The sequence below is a fragment of the Type-D symbiont of Plautia stali genome (genome assembly GCF_001485335.1).
In the GTDB taxonomy this organism is placed as follows: Bacteria; Pseudomonadota; Gammaproteobacteria; order Enterobacterales; family Enterobacteriaceae; genus Pantoea; species Pantoea vagans_C.
On record NZ_BBOC01000046.1, the window covers coordinates 1 to 15,186 of the forward strand.

18 protein-coding genes are annotated in these 15,186 nt (G+C 50.3%); 8 read left to right on the plus strand and 10 right to left on the minus strand.

All coding sequences use genetic code 11. The features are described from left to right. Positions 1 to 119: 119 nt before the first annotated feature. Positions 120 to 938, plus strand: a complete 819-nt coding sequence (locus tag PSSD_RS15245; RefSeq protein WP_058972795.1) for a DUF4225 domain-containing protein — start codon at positions 120 to 122, stop codon at positions 936 to 938. Here the strand turns inward: PSSD_RS15245 and PSSD_RS26640 are convergent. The 4 genes from PSSD_RS26640 to PSSD_RS15260 form a co-directional block, all read right to left on the minus strand. Continuing rightward, complete coding sequence (locus PSSD_RS26640) at positions 907 to 1,245, minus strand: hypothetical protein (protein ID WP_039337500.1); 339 nt, start codon at positions 1,243 to 1,245, stop codon at positions 907 to 909. The two genes, PSSD_RS15245 and PSSD_RS26640, sit on opposite strands and share 32 nt — an antisense overlap. Positions 1,246 to 1,775: 530 nt before the next feature. Next, positions 1,776 to 2,168 carry a putative quinol monooxygenase gene (locus tag PSSD_RS15250; protein WP_058972796.1) on the minus strand — a complete coding sequence of 131 codons (393 nt, stop codon included), beginning with the start codon at positions 2,166 to 2,168 and terminating at the stop codon, positions 1,776 to 1,778. 41 nt (positions 2,169 to 2,209) lie between these two features. Continuing rightward, positions 2,210 to 2,614 carry a nuclear transport factor 2 family protein gene (locus tag PSSD_RS15255; RefSeq protein WP_058972797.1) on the minus strand — a complete coding sequence of 135 codons (405 nt, stop codon included), beginning with the start codon at positions 2,612 to 2,614 and terminating at the stop codon, positions 2,210 to 2,212. 129 nt (positions 2,615 to 2,743) lie between these two features. Further along, positions 2,744 to 3,628 carry a LysR family transcriptional regulator gene (locus PSSD_RS15260; RefSeq protein ID WP_235589237.1) on the minus strand — a complete coding sequence of 295 codons (885 nt, stop codon included), beginning with the start codon at positions 3,626 to 3,628 and terminating at the stop codon, positions 2,744 to 2,746. Between the two features lie 162 nt (positions 3,629 to 3,790). Between PSSD_RS15260 and PSSD_RS15265 the strand changes: the two genes are divergently transcribed. From PSSD_RS15265 to PSSD_RS15295, 7 genes are all read left to right on the plus strand, one after another. Continuing rightward, positions 3,791 to 4,345: a VOC family protein gene (locus PSSD_RS15265; protein ID WP_058972799.1), complete on the plus strand. Its 555-nt coding sequence runs from the start codon at positions 3,791 to 3,793 to the stop codon at positions 4,343 to 4,345. Positions 4,346 to 4,359: 14 nt separating this feature from the next. Beyond that, on the plus strand, positions 4,360 to 4,815 hold the full coding sequence (locus tag PSSD_RS15270) for a nuclear transport factor 2 family protein (RefSeq protein WP_153011444.1): 456 nt from the start codon (positions 4,360 to 4,362) through the stop codon (positions 4,813 to 4,815). A 175-nt stretch (positions 4,816 to 4,990) separates the two neighbouring features. After that, complete coding sequence (locus PSSD_RS15275) at positions 4,991 to 5,740, plus strand: SDR family NAD(P)-dependent oxidoreductase (RefSeq protein ID WP_058972800.1); 750 nt, start codon at positions 4,991 to 4,993, stop codon at positions 5,738 to 5,740. Positions 5,741 to 5,930: 190 nt separating this feature from the next. Further along, entirely contained in the window at positions 5,931 to 6,758 is an 828-nt protein-coding gene (locus tag PSSD_RS15280; RefSeq protein WP_058972801.1) for an alpha/beta fold hydrolase, read from the plus strand. A gap of 113 nt (positions 6,759 to 6,871) precedes the next feature. Continuing rightward, a complete protein-coding gene (locus PSSD_RS15285) occupies positions 6,872 to 7,282 on the plus strand; it encodes a DUF305 domain-containing protein (RefSeq protein ID WP_201023821.1) in 411 nt (136 codons plus the stop codon). A 52-nt stretch (positions 7,283 to 7,334) separates the two neighbouring features. After that, positions 7,335 to 8,789, plus strand: a complete 1,455-nt coding sequence (locus PSSD_RS15290) for a YncE family protein (RefSeq protein WP_058972802.1) — start codon at positions 7,335 to 7,337, stop codon at positions 8,787 to 8,789. A gap of 246 nt (positions 8,790 to 9,035) precedes the next feature. Continuing rightward, complete coding sequence (locus PSSD_RS15295; RefSeq protein ID WP_058972803.1) at positions 9,036 to 9,245, plus strand: DUF1471 domain-containing protein; 210 nt, start codon at positions 9,036 to 9,038, stop codon at positions 9,243 to 9,245. Between the two features lie 281 nt (positions 9,246 to 9,526). Here PSSD_RS15295 and PSSD_RS15300 read toward each other — a convergent pair whose 3' ends face one another. From PSSD_RS15300 to PSSD_RS15325, 6 genes are all read right to left on the minus strand, one after another. After that, a complete protein-coding gene (locus PSSD_RS15300; protein ID WP_058972804.1) occupies positions 9,527 to 10,282 on the minus strand; it encodes an ABC transporter ATP-binding protein in 756 nt (251 codons plus the stop codon). Between the two features lie 2 nt (positions 10,283 to 10,284). Next, positions 10,285 to 11,310, minus strand: a complete 1,026-nt coding sequence (locus tag PSSD_RS15305) for a FecCD family ABC transporter permease (RefSeq protein WP_058972835.1) — start codon at positions 11,308 to 11,310, stop codon at positions 10,285 to 10,287. 7 nt (positions 11,311 to 11,317) lie between these two features. Further along, the gene (locus PSSD_RS15310; protein WP_058972805.1) at positions 11,318 to 12,325 is read right to left on the minus strand and encodes an ABC transporter substrate-binding protein; all 1,008 of its coding nucleotides are present in this window, start codon (positions 12,323 to 12,325) and stop codon (positions 11,318 to 11,320) included. A 376-nt stretch (positions 12,326 to 12,701) separates the two neighbouring features. Beyond that, positions 12,702 to 13,166: an SRPBCC family protein gene (locus tag PSSD_RS15315; RefSeq protein WP_058972806.1), complete on the minus strand. Its 465-nt coding sequence runs from the start codon at positions 13,164 to 13,166 to the stop codon at positions 12,702 to 12,704. Between the two features lie 135 nt (positions 13,167 to 13,301). Then, on the minus strand, positions 13,302 to 14,357 hold the full coding sequence (locus PSSD_RS15320; RefSeq protein WP_058972807.1) for an NAD(P)-dependent alcohol dehydrogenase: 1,056 nt from the start codon (positions 14,355 to 14,357) through the stop codon (positions 13,302 to 13,304). Between the two features lie 69 nt (positions 14,358 to 14,426). Continuing rightward, entirely contained in the window at positions 14,427 to 15,185 is a 759-nt protein-coding gene (locus PSSD_RS15325; protein ID WP_235589238.1) for an SDR family NAD(P)-dependent oxidoreductase, read from the minus strand. Position 15,186 lies beyond the last annotated feature (1 nt).

Below are 15,186 nucleotides of genomic sequence, written 5' to 3' on the forward strand. Positions count from 1 at the left end.
CGATTGTCACGGATGATAATAACTGGCGTGTCATAACCCGCATAATTCATGATAAGCCGACGGTTTACAGCTCAAATTAACGGGGTATTATCGATTGCAGCGTATACAGGGAGAAATTGATGGATACCGCACTGCTGGACAGGATGCACTCAGGTGGAAGAAATAAAGCCTGGGCTGACACAATGGTCAATCTGGAAGCCAGAAAGCTGATTCATACGGCCAACAAGCTGTCATCTTTCCATCTTCGGGATGGTATGACCCGGATGAAGTTTGTGCAGGAAATTAAAGAGGTGGTCGAGCAACAGTTCGCCGCCGCACGTCGGGCAAAATCTGACGATGAGTGTCTGGCGTGCATCCAGAATCTCAGGGCAGAGACGGTCAGTCTTGAAGAACAGGCGCGGATGTTGCGCATGAAGACAGCAAGGCTTTACGCCAAGGTAGATTTTATCCGCGAAAATAACAAGATAGTCGGGTACGCTATTTCTGCTGTAAATGTTGTGCTGTCTGGGTTTGAATTATCTGCTGGCCTGACCCTGATTGGTTCCATGACCCCTGTGGGGGTTCTGATCGGAGCCGTTCTGGTTACCGATGCAGCGAACAGCATAAGCAAAGAGGTGGCACATTATGCCATGGACGATAAAACCTCTGAAGGTCTGGTGGCCGACGCCGCGATGTCTTCAGCACAATTCATGGGATTCAGCCGAAACAGCGGGTTGGGAGTCTATAAATCAGTATCGCTTGCTGCCAGTGCTTACAGCGTATTCGGCCTGCTGAGGCGCCCTGGTGCCTGGCGTTTATTCCGGTATCTGCCAGCGGATTATTACAGGAAAGTCAGCAGTATGAGCCAGCCAGAACTCACCATGCAAATCGTGGGCTATGGCGTTAAGGCTAAAGTCATATTCGACCTTATCTCTGCTTCTGGTTCGGTTCAGAAGTAACCAGCGATCTTCTGTAACGCCAGGATTTATATCCCATTTTAAGTGGAGTTATGTACCATATAAAAGGTAATACAATCGCTAACGTTATCCCCAGAGTGATACTGGTGCTTTTTGATGCAATTACCAGGGTGAGAATCAATATGATTAAAGCGGTGACAGTAATCCACTTTGAGGCGTTGAAGCGGTTTGCAAGATCATGAGTTGCTGAATCCAGCGTTCCCCCATAGTTAGCTACATTGTTCTTCAGCTTTTGCAGGTCTGCCTGACTAAACCCGGACTTCAGAAGTGCTGCTTCACTTACATTCATAGTGTTTCCATCATTCAACCTTGAAATGTATGAACCTTTTATAGCAGAAAGCGCCCCTGAAATCTGCGAAAAGATCCTCGCCTCGAATGGTTCCTGTCTGTCAAAATAATAATATAAAACATAACGTTAATGTTAATGCTGACCAGTTTATCTGAATAAACATAAAAATCTGGTGCAGATTCAAATCGCGCAAAAGGAGGTATTCCTGCTGTCAGGCTCATACCCAGAGAAAAAATCACACGCAAATCCGCAAGTCTGTTGCACCGGAGGATGAGTAAACTGTTATCAATACAGACTTTAACCAGCACGACTGCTTTGGCGGCTAATAACGTCACTGGTTATCTGCATTCACTTGACTACCAATTAGGATTTTACTTGACTGCCTGTTTGCTCTTTTCTTGGTCATCTCCATCAGAAAACAGAGACAGTTTTCTACCGAGTTGACCGGCAGCTATGAGCGATCAGCAGACATTCGCACTTGTTCTCATTGATGCTGAGCAATTTCTCACCGTCAAACTCAGTCCTGGCAATCAGGCTGAAACCTTACCCCGCGGATCATCAATGTGCTGTTTCGCCACGTCGTAACGAATACCCTCACGATTAAGGATGCGGACATGTTTCACCACGGTCGCCAGCGCTTTCAGGAATGTCTCTGAGTGTTCGTGTCGCTCATAGGCTTCAATGTCCGCCCAGCCCTCTGACAGATGAAAAGCATCTGGATTCACCAGGTCTTGAGAGAAGGCATAAAACACACAGCCAGGCAGCTGCTGTGCTGCCTGCATTTCAGGCTTTACAGCATCAATGAAGGTTTGGCGGTCATCAGGGTGTACGCGATAGTAAGCGCTGACGATGATTTCAGTCGGTTGGGTTTTGTCATGATCGCCCGCAGAAGAAATGCGTGTGTCAGCTGTATTAATACTCATTTTTTATCTCCAGTTATTTTTAATCGAATGCAAAAACCGCTTCAGGCGGACTGCTCGCCACTGAATGCACGCCATGCGGCGAGGGTATCCAGCGACTCCCGCAGCAGTTTGATTTTGCCCCCTTCAGCAACCAACCTCCCGGCATAAGTCTGCTTGTATACCCGATCGGTGCCCACCAGTTCGGCTTCCACGCTGTATTCGCCAAAAGCCTGTGCTGGGGTATCGATAAAGAACTGGATATTGCGGAAGCGGAAATCAGGAATTTTAACCAGCAATCCGGCGATAAAGTGTTCGATTTCAGCCGGCCCCTGCACTCTGTGCGGCAGGCCGAGCGTTTGCAGATAAGGCAGTTCCAACAAGCCATCTGCGGCAAAAAGGGTCGCGGCGGCTTTAGGATCCTGGATACTGTCCAGGTAGTTCTGGAGTAATTGAACGGCAGTTTTCATGATAAGAGTGCTCCTGTTTTCAGTGCCGGACGAGTGTCGGCGGCGTGAAGCAACAATAATGAAACTCAGGAGTAATCAAAACAGCAAAGAATGAAAGTCATCATTTCATAAATGAAATGGTAGCGCTTATCACTTAGGCCAGCGCCATTCAGGTTCACTGAGATGTCTGGCAAAGAAGTCTGACAGCACCTTGACCTTCAACGGCCGGCTGCGGGAAGTGGGTGTGACAAAATAGAGCCCGCCTTGTGTCATTGACCACTCATCCAGCAGATGTAACAGGCGACCATCTTTCAGATACTCCGCGGCCATAAATTCTGGCAGTTCCGCAATCCCTAAGCCCGCCAGCAGGGGCGGCAGCAGGGCGTCAGAGTTGGTCACGCGCAACGGTCCGCTCGGGACAATATCTTCCTGCGCGCCGGAATCATGCGTGAAGCGCCATACCTGGCTTCTGGCACGATAGGCATAACTGAAGCACTGCCGGGAAGTGAGTTCACGCGGATGCTGCGGTACACCCTGCTCAGCGAGATAAGCCGGTGAGGCCACCAAATATTGCGTCACGGCACACAGCCTGCGCGCCACCAGCGAAGAGTCCGGTAATGCGGCAATACGTAACGCGGCATCAAAGCCTTCGGCAATCAGATCGACTGAGGCATCGGACAGATGCAGATCGACACTCAGATCCGGGAACTGGCGGATAAGTTCTGGCATCAAAGGGGCGACCCAGCGTAAGCCAAACGACATGGGCACCGCTAAGCGCACCTGACCACGAGGCTGCACTGACAGTTCATGGGCTTCGCTTTCCACCTCTTCTGCCTGGCGATACATCTCTGACGCCTTTGCCGCCATGCTTTGACCAAACTCCGTTAACGCCAACTGGCGAGAGGTCCGGTTAAACAGCCGGCCGCCCAGCCGCTCTTCCAGGCGAGCAACGGCACGTGACACGGTGGGTACGGAAACCCCCATCACTCTGGCTGCCGCCGCAAAAGAACCTTCCTCTGCCACTTTCGCAAACATCGCGAGTCCTTCGAAATCGGGGAATCTGTTCATTTCAAATCTGCAATGATGAGTTTCAAATCATTCTATTTTGAAAGTCGTCGCACGTCGATATGCTTATTCCATCGCGACAACAACCGCTGTCGTCAATGAGCTGAATCACTTATCACAGGAATATAAGACATGAAAACTCAACGTATCGCTTCAACGCTGTTTGCTTCTTCTCTGCTGCTGGGCTCTGCCAGCCTCTCTGCTCCGGCTTTCAGCGCTGACGCTGCACCGCTGGTCACCATCTCAGGCGTTGACCACGCCGGTATCAACGTACCTGACCTGGCTAAGGCCATCGCGTTTTTCCAGACCACCTTTGGCGCCAAGATTGAATCGGACATCACCCCCGGCGCTATCCCGGATGCATGGAAAGCCGCGTTTAACTGGCACCAGTCCAGTGACCTCAAGCGTTTTGTCATGATGCGTCTGGCTGATGGCACCGGAGTCGAACTGTTCCAGTACAGCGGTGCGCAAATCGGCCATACACGTCCTCATCAGGATGATGATGCGGCAACGCATATCGCCCTGAGAACGCAGGATGTGCCCGCCAGTTTTAAGGCGATCCAAAAAGCCGGACTGAAAACCCTGAATGAGCCAGTGACCAACGCCGACGGCACTCAGTGGTTTTATTTCCTGACGCCATGGGGCTCGCAGATTGAGCTGGTAGGCAAAGCGAAAGCAGCAAACTGACAGAGGACACAAACATGAAAAAGGTATTCACCCAATCCCTGCTGCTGGCGGTACTGCTGGCCGGGTCACATAACGTATTAGCGGAGAACACAACCATGAACATCACGACGGCTCAAATCGCACCCGAAGGCCTGCAGCAGCTGATCGATCGCCACTTTGCTATCTGGAATAACACCGATGCCGTTGAACGAGAGAAAGCGTTTGCCGCGGTGTACTCCGCAGACTTTTTCGTTGCCGATTATGCCGGACTGAACACAGGGGCGGACCGCGTGAATGCTGCCATCAGTAAAATTCAGGCACAGCATCCGGGATTTATCTTTACCCCGGCATCTGTCGAGTGGAATCACGGTCTTGCCCGTGTGACCTGGGGTTATGGCCCAAAAGACAATCCGACTCTGGTGCGGGGTGAGGATGTGTTCACGGTCAGCGCGGGCCGCTTAACCAGCGCGCGTGTTTTCCTCAATAAATAACGCGACGAATTTGCCCGATTTTTTATTATCCACCTGTGTGGAAAGTGTTTTCCGGATTCGTGCATTTTTTCGCACTCATTAATGACGTTACAGTGCTTACCGAACTCAGCAGCGTGAACTGCGCGGTAACCCGATGACTTTAAAAGCCAATTTAAACTTAGAAAGGAGTTTCACCATGAATAAAAAACTTGCAGGCAAGATTGCGTTAGTGACGGGCGGTAGCTCAGGTATTGGCCTCGCCTCAGCGCAGGAGCTGGCGGAGCAGGGTGCAAAAGTCTACATCACCGGCCGCCGTCAGGAGGAGCTTGATGCCGCCGTGGCCTTGATTGGACCATCAGCCACCGGGATCCGGGCGGATGCCTCAGTGCTGAGCGATCTCGATACGGTGTTCTCTACGATTGCCAGCGCTTCAGGAAAGCTTGACGTACTGTTCGCGAATGCCGGTGGCGGTGACATGATGCCGCTCGGCGCCATCACTGAAGAGCATTTTGACCGAATTTTTGGCACTAACGTGCGTGGCGTGCTGTTCACCGTACAGAAGGCGCTTCCGCTGTTGACCAACGGTGCCTCCGTCATCCTTACCGGTTCGACCGCTGCGGCAAAAGGTACCGCCAGCTTCAGTGTCTACAGCGCCAGCAAGGCCGCCGTGCGTAATCTGGCACGCTCCTGGGCGCTTGATCTGAAGGATCGTGCCATCCGCGTCAATGTGATTAGCCCGGGTCCTGTCCGTACCCCAGGTCTGGGCGGTCTTGTACCGGAAGAGCACCGCCAGGGTTTGTTTGATGCACTCGCCGCCGGCGTACCCTTAGGTCGTTTGGGTGAACCGGAAGAGATCGGTAAAACCGTGGCATTCCTGGCGTCTGATGATGCGAGCTTTATTAACGCAGCGGAAATATATGTAGACGGCGGCTTAGCGCAGATTTAATTCACTACCAGACAGACCTTCTCAATTATTAATAACCACGACGACATGATTATTTATTTTGTCGGTGGACAGCCTTGCGCCATGCATATCAGAAAGATGAATAAATGTCGTTATATAAGACGATATTTATTTATTCTGGTATGACGTCAGGCCAGGAATAACCTGCACATCATCAACGGAGAATCCAAAAATGAGCTTTATTACCACACCTGACACAACCCGTCTTTTTTATAAAGACTGGGGTGACAAAAATGCGCAGCCGGTTATTTTCTCACACGGCTGGCCATTGAGTTCAGATGCCTGGGATGGGCAGATGCTTTTCCTGTTGCAGCAAGGATATCGTGTGATCGCGCTTGACCGTCGCGGTCATGGTCGCTCCGACCAGCCATCTTACGGCAATGACATGGACACCTATGCCGACGACCTTGCCGTGCTGCTGAATGAGCTGGATGTAAAAAATGCGGTGCTGGTTGGACACTCGACCGGTGGTGGTGAAGTCGCGCATTACATCGGGCGCCATGGCGAAGCTCGCGTAGCAAAAGTGGTGCTGGTTGGCGCGGTTCCGCCCATTATGATTTCATCAGCTGAGTGGCCTGAAGGCACCGATATGGCGGTGTTCAATGGCATTCGCAAAGGTGTCTTTGATAACCGTTCGGACTTTTATCTCAACCTCGCTATCCCTTTCTACGGGATGAATCGCGAAGGCGTAGAGATCAATGAAGGCCTGCGCCTGAGCTTCTGGAATCAGGGCATGGCCGGTTCAATTGTCGGTCAGTACGCCTGTATTAAAGAGTTCTCAGAAGTGGATTACACCGAAGATCTGAGAAAAATCACCGTGCCAGCACTGGTCATTCATGGTGATGATGATCAGATCGTCCCGATCGGTCACTCTGGGCTGTTATCTGCTGAGATTATCCCGCATGCCGAACTGAAAATTTATCCCGGCGCTTCTCACGGTCTGGCGGCAACCCATCAGGATCAACTTAACCAGGATTTGCTGGAATTTATTCAGTCGTAGGTCATCCGAGCCAGCCACCTCATTTAATTATGAGGTGGTCACGCTATTTAATGTGTTTTTACTCTCTCGCCGCATTTTCCTTTTCATTTTTTGGAATAAAGGCACGCATGCGTATGAAGTTATATCAATTAATTCCTTTCCTGATGGTGCTGTTATTTATGGCGGATGTTGAAGCTCAGGATCACGCACATCAGGCTGCTCAGTCTGGCGCTGCTGAATCCGCATTCATCCAGGACAATCAAACAGCGATGGACCGAATGATGACAGCCATGGAGGTCAAGCCATCTGGCAACATCGATGATGATTTTGTGGCGATGATGGCTCCGCACCATCAGGGGGCGATAGACATGGCCATCGCAGAACTCCGCTACGGCACTAATCCGCAGCTTCGCCGTATCGCACAGGAAATCATTGTCACCCAGCAGCAGGAGATCACAGCTATGTATCAGGCACTGAACAAACCGCTGCCACCCGCGCTGGCGGCTCCCGACCAGATTGCGCCAGTAAAGGGTGCAACGCCCTGATAAATCTCACCAATTCTCCTTTTGACAGACCCCCACTGAACAGGATGATGCAATGAAAACGTTATTAAGGACCGGACTTGCCGCCGCTGTCGCGCTCTCTGCTTTGCCCGCGATGGCAGGCCAGGCTCCCTTTAGTGCTGCAGCCGCCGAGATCCCCCTCAGCCACCATGACCGTGTGTATGCCGCGGAACAGTTCTCGAATACGGTCTCCGTCACCGATCCAGCCAGTAATAAGTTGCTCGGCGTTATCCGGTTGGGCGATCCCCAGCCGGCAAACCTCAGCCCTCTGTACAAAGGCCAGGTGTTGGTACACGGTATGGGATTTTCACCGGATCGTAAAACGCTGGTTGTGGTCTCGATTGGCTCAAATTCGGTGAGTTTTATCGATACTGCGACGAACACCGTCAGGCATATCACCTACGTGGGACGTTCTCCGCACGAAGCGTTCTTTACGCCGGATGGAAAAGAAGTGTGGGTGACGGTCCGTGGCGAGGACTACGTTTCGGTACTTGATGCCAGCAGCGGTGAAGAGAAGACACGCATTAAAGTGCCTGGCGGTCCGGGCATGCAGATCTTTTCGCCTGACGGGCGGTACGGTTACGTCTGCTCTTCGTTTAACCCGGAGACCGTGGTGGTTGACGTCAGGACGCACAAAATTGTCGGCTCGGTGAAACAGGCAAGCCCGTTCTGTCCTAACATCGCGGCATCGCCAGATGGTAAACAGGTGTGGTTTACCCTCAAGGACACGGGGAAAGTGCAGGTCTTTAACGCAAGACCGCCATTCAACATTATTAAAACGCTGGATACCGGCCCCATCACCAATCACGTCAACATCGTCGAAAACGCGAAAGGCAGTTTTGCCTGGGTCACGGTCGGTGGTCTGAACCGAGTCAACGTCTACCGAACTGATGACTTCTCGCAGGTGGCCTCCATCCCGGTCGGAAATCTCCCGCACGGCCTGTGGCCATCCGGTGACGGGAAGCGTATTTACGTCGGTCTGGAGAATGCCGATGCGCTCGCAGCCATTGATACGGCGACTTACAAGGTGGTGGCTACCATCCCGATTGGGCAGGCGCCGCAAGCGGTTGCCTATGTGCCCGGTGCTGTGCTGCAAGGGGATGGCATGCAGGGCTTGCAGCCACTGGGGATTGCCGGCCAGGCAGTGCATCTCCAGCTGAAAAGCGTGGGTGCCACCAAAAACACGCAGCCGACGACAACAGTTTCACTGTTTGAACAAGGGATAACTCAGGTTCTTCAGGCATCGGCGACAGGTTTAGAACCCAAACAACCTTACCTGCTGGCATTGTCATCGCGAGCCGACGGCAGCGGTGAACTGGAACCCTTGACGCGCTTTATGACTAACCCTGCTGGTGCGGCCATTGTTAACGCGGTTGGCCCGATACGGCAGATCGTAGATGCCCGACACGCGGATGAACGTCGCTACCTTGTGATTGCCAAAAGCGACGGCAGCCAGCAGGGGAACGTCGTCCAGGTTCAGGCGCGCTGATACCTAACCGGTGTTGTCAATCCCGTCACTACGCCTCTGCATGATTGAAATTCTGGCTCACTCTTACCCGCCTAAATGGCGGGTTTTTTTATGGATTAATACGGCAAACACGCATCTACAATTCGTTCATATTTTTTGAATGTTTTCGATAAATCTCTTTGCTTTTAAACCCAGGCTTGTAAGCGCATGATTAATTCATCGAGGCAGATAGCCTTAAAAACTAAATAAATCATTGAGGAACAGACCATGAAAAACATCAAAACTTTCGTTGCAGTTATCGCACTTTCAGTTGTTTCATTTGCCAGCTTTGCTCAGAGCGTCACCGCTTCAGCCTCAACCCTGGATGCTGCAGAAGCGCAGATTGCTGCTCAGGCACATCAGGTCGGTGCTTCATACAAAATTACCGGAGCCCGCTTCAATAACGGCGCCTATATTTCTGCAGAATTGACTAAATAAGCACTGACAAGAGATTAAGGGCCGCCCAAAGCGGCCTTTGTTTTTTATTGGAGACTAATGCACCTGCAATATGCTCACCCGAGGCGAGTCATTGGGTAGGATTAACAGATGAATTCGATGATCTATCCGATTGTAGCTTGAGTCAGGGGGTTGCTGGTCCTTTTTGAGAGGCAACAGAACGGCGCCTTAGAGCGAAAAGCTGACATAGTAACCAGGCATAGCGCTGTAATACACAACACCTTTTTGCGGAGAATATTGTCGGTTCGTAATCCAATAGGGCTTTACGCGTACTGAATATTAAGTGTTCCAGTGGAGGTTGGATTAATATGCGCCTTAACTCGCCATGTGTTATGGATGAGTTCGGGTGTAAGTACGGTGTTTGGCGCGCCGGTGGCGATTACTTTCCCCTCCTTAAGTATTACCAGATGCTGGCAGTATTTTGCCGCCAAGTTCAAGTCGTGTAAGGCGATGACGACGGTAATCGGGAGGGCGGTAATTAAACGCATGAGCTCGAGTTGAAACTGAATATCCAGATGATTGACCGGCTCATCCAGCAGAAGCACATCCGGCTTTTGAGCCAGTGCGCGGGCGATTTGACACCGCTGTCGTTCACCACCCGATAAACGATGCCATTGCCTGTCGAGCAGATTCTCCAGCTGCATGAATGCAATGCCGTCATTCACTGCTGCGCTGTCTTCTGCTGTCCAAACGTCGAACATGCCCCGGTGAGGAGTGCGGCCCAGGGCAATGATGTCTCTCACGTTCAACTCAGCTTCAGCTTCAGCATGTTGAGGAACGAACGCGAGTTTGCGGGCAAGTTTCTTGCGAGGCAACTGGCTCAGCAGTTCGCCACTGATGCGTATAATGGAGCCGGTTGCAGGAGTAAGTCCGGCTAAGGCTCTCATCAGCGTTGATTTACCAGAGCCGTTAGGTCCCAGTAGGCCGACAGTCTGAGACTGCGCGGCCTGGAAGCGAATTCCGGACAGTATACTGCGGGACTGGAGCTGGACGTTGAGGTTATCGACGGAAATAGCCACGCTTAGTTTCCTCTGTGACGGTAAAGGATGAGAGCAAAAGCAGGGGCGCCGACCAGGGCGGTTACAACACCAATAGGTAATACCTGATGTGTGATTAGCGTTCTTGAGATAATTTCGGCGAGCATCATGAAGTGACAACCAGCCAAAAATACCACTGGTATGGTGATGAGGTGCCGGTGCCCGACCAGCATCCGCGTAACGTGTGGAATAACCAGCCCCACAAATCCTACGGCCCCGATTGCACTGACGATTGCGGCAGTGATCAGTGCTGTTATCAGCAGCAGGATAAAACGCACATGCTGAATGCGTGTGCCAAGGGTGGCAGAAACCTCGGTACCGAAGGCAAATGTATCCAGCGCACGTGCGTAACATAACGTCATCAGCAAACCGGCCAGCACGACCACAGAGCACATGATGGCATCAGCCCAGCGTACTCCGCTCAGGCTACCCAGCAACCAGAACATGACTCCGCGCGATTGCTCTGCATTGGCTGATGTACTGACTATGTAGGAGGTCAATGCATTAAAGAGTTGAGTGCCAGCGACACCTGCCAGAATGATACGCCCCGTCTTGCTATGCATTCCGCCAGAGAGTAACAGGATGATGCCAAAGGCGAGGCAGGCACCAATAAATGCGCCACCTCCGACGGTAATAATTCCGCCGCCCATCCCTAACAGCATAACCAGAACCGCGCCTGTGGATGCACCCGCAGATACCCCCAGTAAATAAGGCTCAGCAAGCGGGTTTTTTAGCAGAGACTGCAAAATCAGACCGCAAATAGCCAGTCCTCCGCCGCTGCACGCCGCCATCAGAGCACGGCTCATGCGATATTGCCAGACGATCCCTGCTTCAACGAGATTAAGGTTGTAATTTGCTAATCCCATGCCATTCATAATGGCGCGTGAAGTGGTGGATATTGAAATCGGTATATCGCCGAGGGATGCAGATAAGAGAATCATAAGTGGCAGGCTTAATAAGCCTGCAAGCAGTAAACAGCTCAATTTTAATAAGGATTTGTAGTTCGTCATGTCCATGTTATTTGAAAGCAGCCACTTGTTGGCTGATTTGCTCAAGCGCATCAACATTGCGCAGTGAGGGGTTTAATGACATGGCGGGTACCACCACGATATGCCCTTGCTTTACTGCATTCATTTCGCGAGTGACAGGGTCCCGTTCAAGGAAAGCTTTTTTCACTGCAGCATCATCAGCGGGATACAACCTTCTGTCCATGCTGGCAATGACGATGATGTCAGGTTGTGATTTTACGATGTGCTCCCATGTGACAGATGGCCATTCATCTGGCGAATCAATGATATTTTTCATGCCGAGGCTACGGGTGATCCAGCCAGGCGCACCAAGGTTACCGGCAATCCATGGATCGCCTTGCAGACGTGTACTGGAGAACCAGTACACAATTTTAAGTGGTTTGGTATTGAGTCTTGCAGCTTGCTTTTGTGCCTGAGCAACGCGCTGAGCAAGAGTATTCTTTAGCTCTTCACCGCGCTGTGTAACGTCGAAGATCTGGGCGACCTGAGTGATTTCGTCATTAATTGCGTTGAGGGAGTATGGTGTCGTGCGCGCGCCGTCACCATTTGACATTGCTGTCACGGATTTACCTTCGCAATCTGCCGGTGAAATCCATGTTTTAATACCCAGTTGCTCAAACTGATGGCGCGACGCAACCTCGCCCTGAGGTCCAACGTGCCAACTGTACTGCGCCATGACCAGTTCTGGATTCCGGGCTACCACCGCTTCAAAACCGGGGGAGTTGTCAGCGATGCGCATGAGTTTTTTACCGGACGACTCCAGCTCAGGCGGTAGTTGACCGAACCAAACTGCCGTGCCAGCAATTTTGTTACCCAGCCCGAGCGACAGCATGAGTTCAGTTTCGTGTTGACCGATCGTCACTACTCTCTTTGGCGGTTGCTGGAATGTTTCGATGGACCCACAGTTACGAACTTTCAACGGAAAGTCAGTCGCCATTGCTGGCGAGCAATTGAAGATCAGGATCGCAGGCACAAGTAGCTTAAGAAAAGATTGCATAGCACACCATAATGTTATGTTATAACGTAACATTATGGTGTGCTATGTAATGCCCTGTCAATAACCCGTTTACGAAATGACTAACAACTTATTTAATTCAGGTGCTCCGCTATGAGCGTAAAGCGGATGTTTTGCTTACAGCATCTAAGGTGCTGGCTTTATTTAACTGAATGTCAAAATCAATAATATTTTTTTTACGGATGAAAAGGATTATTGTTTGATGAATGGAACGGGAATGTTATTTGTAATGCTTTAATTTTGATGTGCTTTATTACAGGGAGTGTAATCTGTAAAATTAAAGCCCTATCAGTAGATAATGTGAGATCATTGCAGCAACATTAATCCATTCAGGGCTTTACTAATCACATGGCATTATTCATACAATGATGGAGCGCATTTTCAATGCGCTTATACCTGCAATATAAACATCATTTTCCAAGATGTTTTTCATATCTTCTACAGAATCAGGTTCACATTTAAACGATGAGGACCAGATAACTTGTGTGTGACCTTGGAGGTGTGTTGGAAGTAACTGAATCGTAGAAATATATCCATCAACGGGTAAAGGTGGGCTCACAAATGAGTAAACAAGCTGAAATTTTCCATCGTCTCTGCTTACAAGCTTCTCCCGTCCTGTAGCGCCGCCTACAAGGGTTACGTTACGAATACAGCCTACTTCCAACTCCGATTTTCCGTCCTCGATAAAGCTTGCATCTATCGCCGGATGCCATTCCGATAAGCTGTTAAATCGTTTTATTACTGCCCAGATATCAACAATATCCTTTTTAACCACACCAGTACTTGCCAGAGAATACACGACTGACTCTTTAATATTATTCACAAGGCACCTTTGAATTATAGCGAAGAGATTATTCTTTTTTTGAATATACTTACTGAGAATTATAACAAGCGCGACCAGACAGCCGCGCTTGAAGGGTACAGTATTCAATAAAATTTAAGCTAACCGTAACGGTCGTTAAATAGTAGCCATATCAATAACGAAGCGATATTTAACGTCACTTTTCTTCATGCGTTCAAAAGCAACTTCAATTTCGTCCATCTGGATCATTTCAATATCAGACGTGATGCCGTTTTCTGCACAGAAGTCGAGCATCTCCTGAGTTTCAGCGATGCCTCCGATCAAAGATCCACCCAGCGAACGGCGCTGGAATACCAGATTACCGACGGAAGGTGATGGATGCGGGCTGTCGGGAATACCGACCATAGTCATCGCGCCATCTCGTTTAAGCAAAGTCATGAAGGCATCGAGATTATGAGGAGCCGCTACCGTATTCAGAATAAAGTCGAAAGACTTATTGTGAGCGCTCATCTCCTCCGGATTACGGGAAATAACCACTTCATCTGCGCCCAAATCTTTTGCCGCCTGAACTTTTGATTCAGAGGTGGTGAAGGCAACCACGTGTGCGCCTAGCGCTTTAGCCAGCTTAATCCCCATATGACCGAGCCCGCCGATACCAACGATACCCACTTTTTTACCGGGGCCGACGTTCCAGTGACGTAGCGGGGACCAGGTCGTGACACCTGCACAGAGCAGAGGCGCTACGGCTGCAAGCTGGTTCTCAGTATGGGAGATCTTTAGTACAAAATGCTCATCAACGGTGATAGCTGCCGCATAGCCTCCGTAGGTATTTTCACCGGAGCCATCAAGCCAGCCATTGTAGGTCTGCTGCCAGCCATGAGGGCCTTCACAGTACTGCTCAAGGCCATCATCACATGAATCACAATGTCGACAACTTCCAACCATGCAGCCGACACCGACGATATCACCGACTTTATGTTTAGTTACGCCATCACCAACCGCTTTTACGCGTCCAACAATCTCATGCCCAGGCACGATTGGAAAACGAATGCCTGGCCATTCACCACGAGCGGCGTGTAAGTCAGAGTGGCAAACACCACAGAACAGAATCTCGATAGCGACATCGCTTATTCCAACCTCTTTGGCAGGGATTGAAAAAGGACGCAAAGGAGCATCATGAGACTGTGCCGCATAAGCTTTAATAACGTTCATATTATTTCCATTACTTCCGGTAAATTAATTACCCATTAAAAAAATGAGCAAAATTACTTGGCTTAATAATTAGGCTGAGTAGTTAGTTTCAAATGTCCACTCGTCCACTGGCTGTTGATGAAGTTGCCAGAACAGTTCACCTACATCCCGGGCTTCTTTAGAATCCGGAGAGACTGACGCTGATACCGTAACAGTAGCAATATGCACGTTCTCTTGTTTTAGTGGTTCAAACAGTCCCATCACCAGCGCGCGTATACCGGCTTTGCCGATGCTCAGCGATAAAAATTCTGGATGTGGTGCCAGCGCAAATCCGCCACCGGTTAGAAGGATTGTTCCGTTTTTACGCTTGATCATCTCAGCTGCCGCTGCTTTAGTTGCAGCGAGCGCTCCGCCAATATTTACGGCTAAATCTTCGTTAAAACTTTTAGCCGGTTGAGCGTCAATGGTGTTCTGACGCATGGCGGCGGCGTTGTAATGAATGACGTCAATGCCGCCAAACTCTTTCTGCACGCCTGACATCAGATCAGCAATACTTTCTGCGCTGCTGGCATCGACACTGCGACACTCAACGCTAAAGCCTTTATCTTTCAGCCTGCGCGCCAGTTCTTCACTCTTTCCAACGTTACGCGCGCTGAGGATGATACGGAAACCTTCACGTGCAAAGCGTGCGGCTGTTTCATAACCCATTCCGGGCCCGGTACCGATACTCAGGAAGTTTTTCATCTTTGTTTCCTCTGATATTTTTGACACGGAAATTTTAATTAGTGCACCATAGGAAGACAATTGACCTAAAAAGCAATTCAGAGATGTGAAATATGCACGAATCACT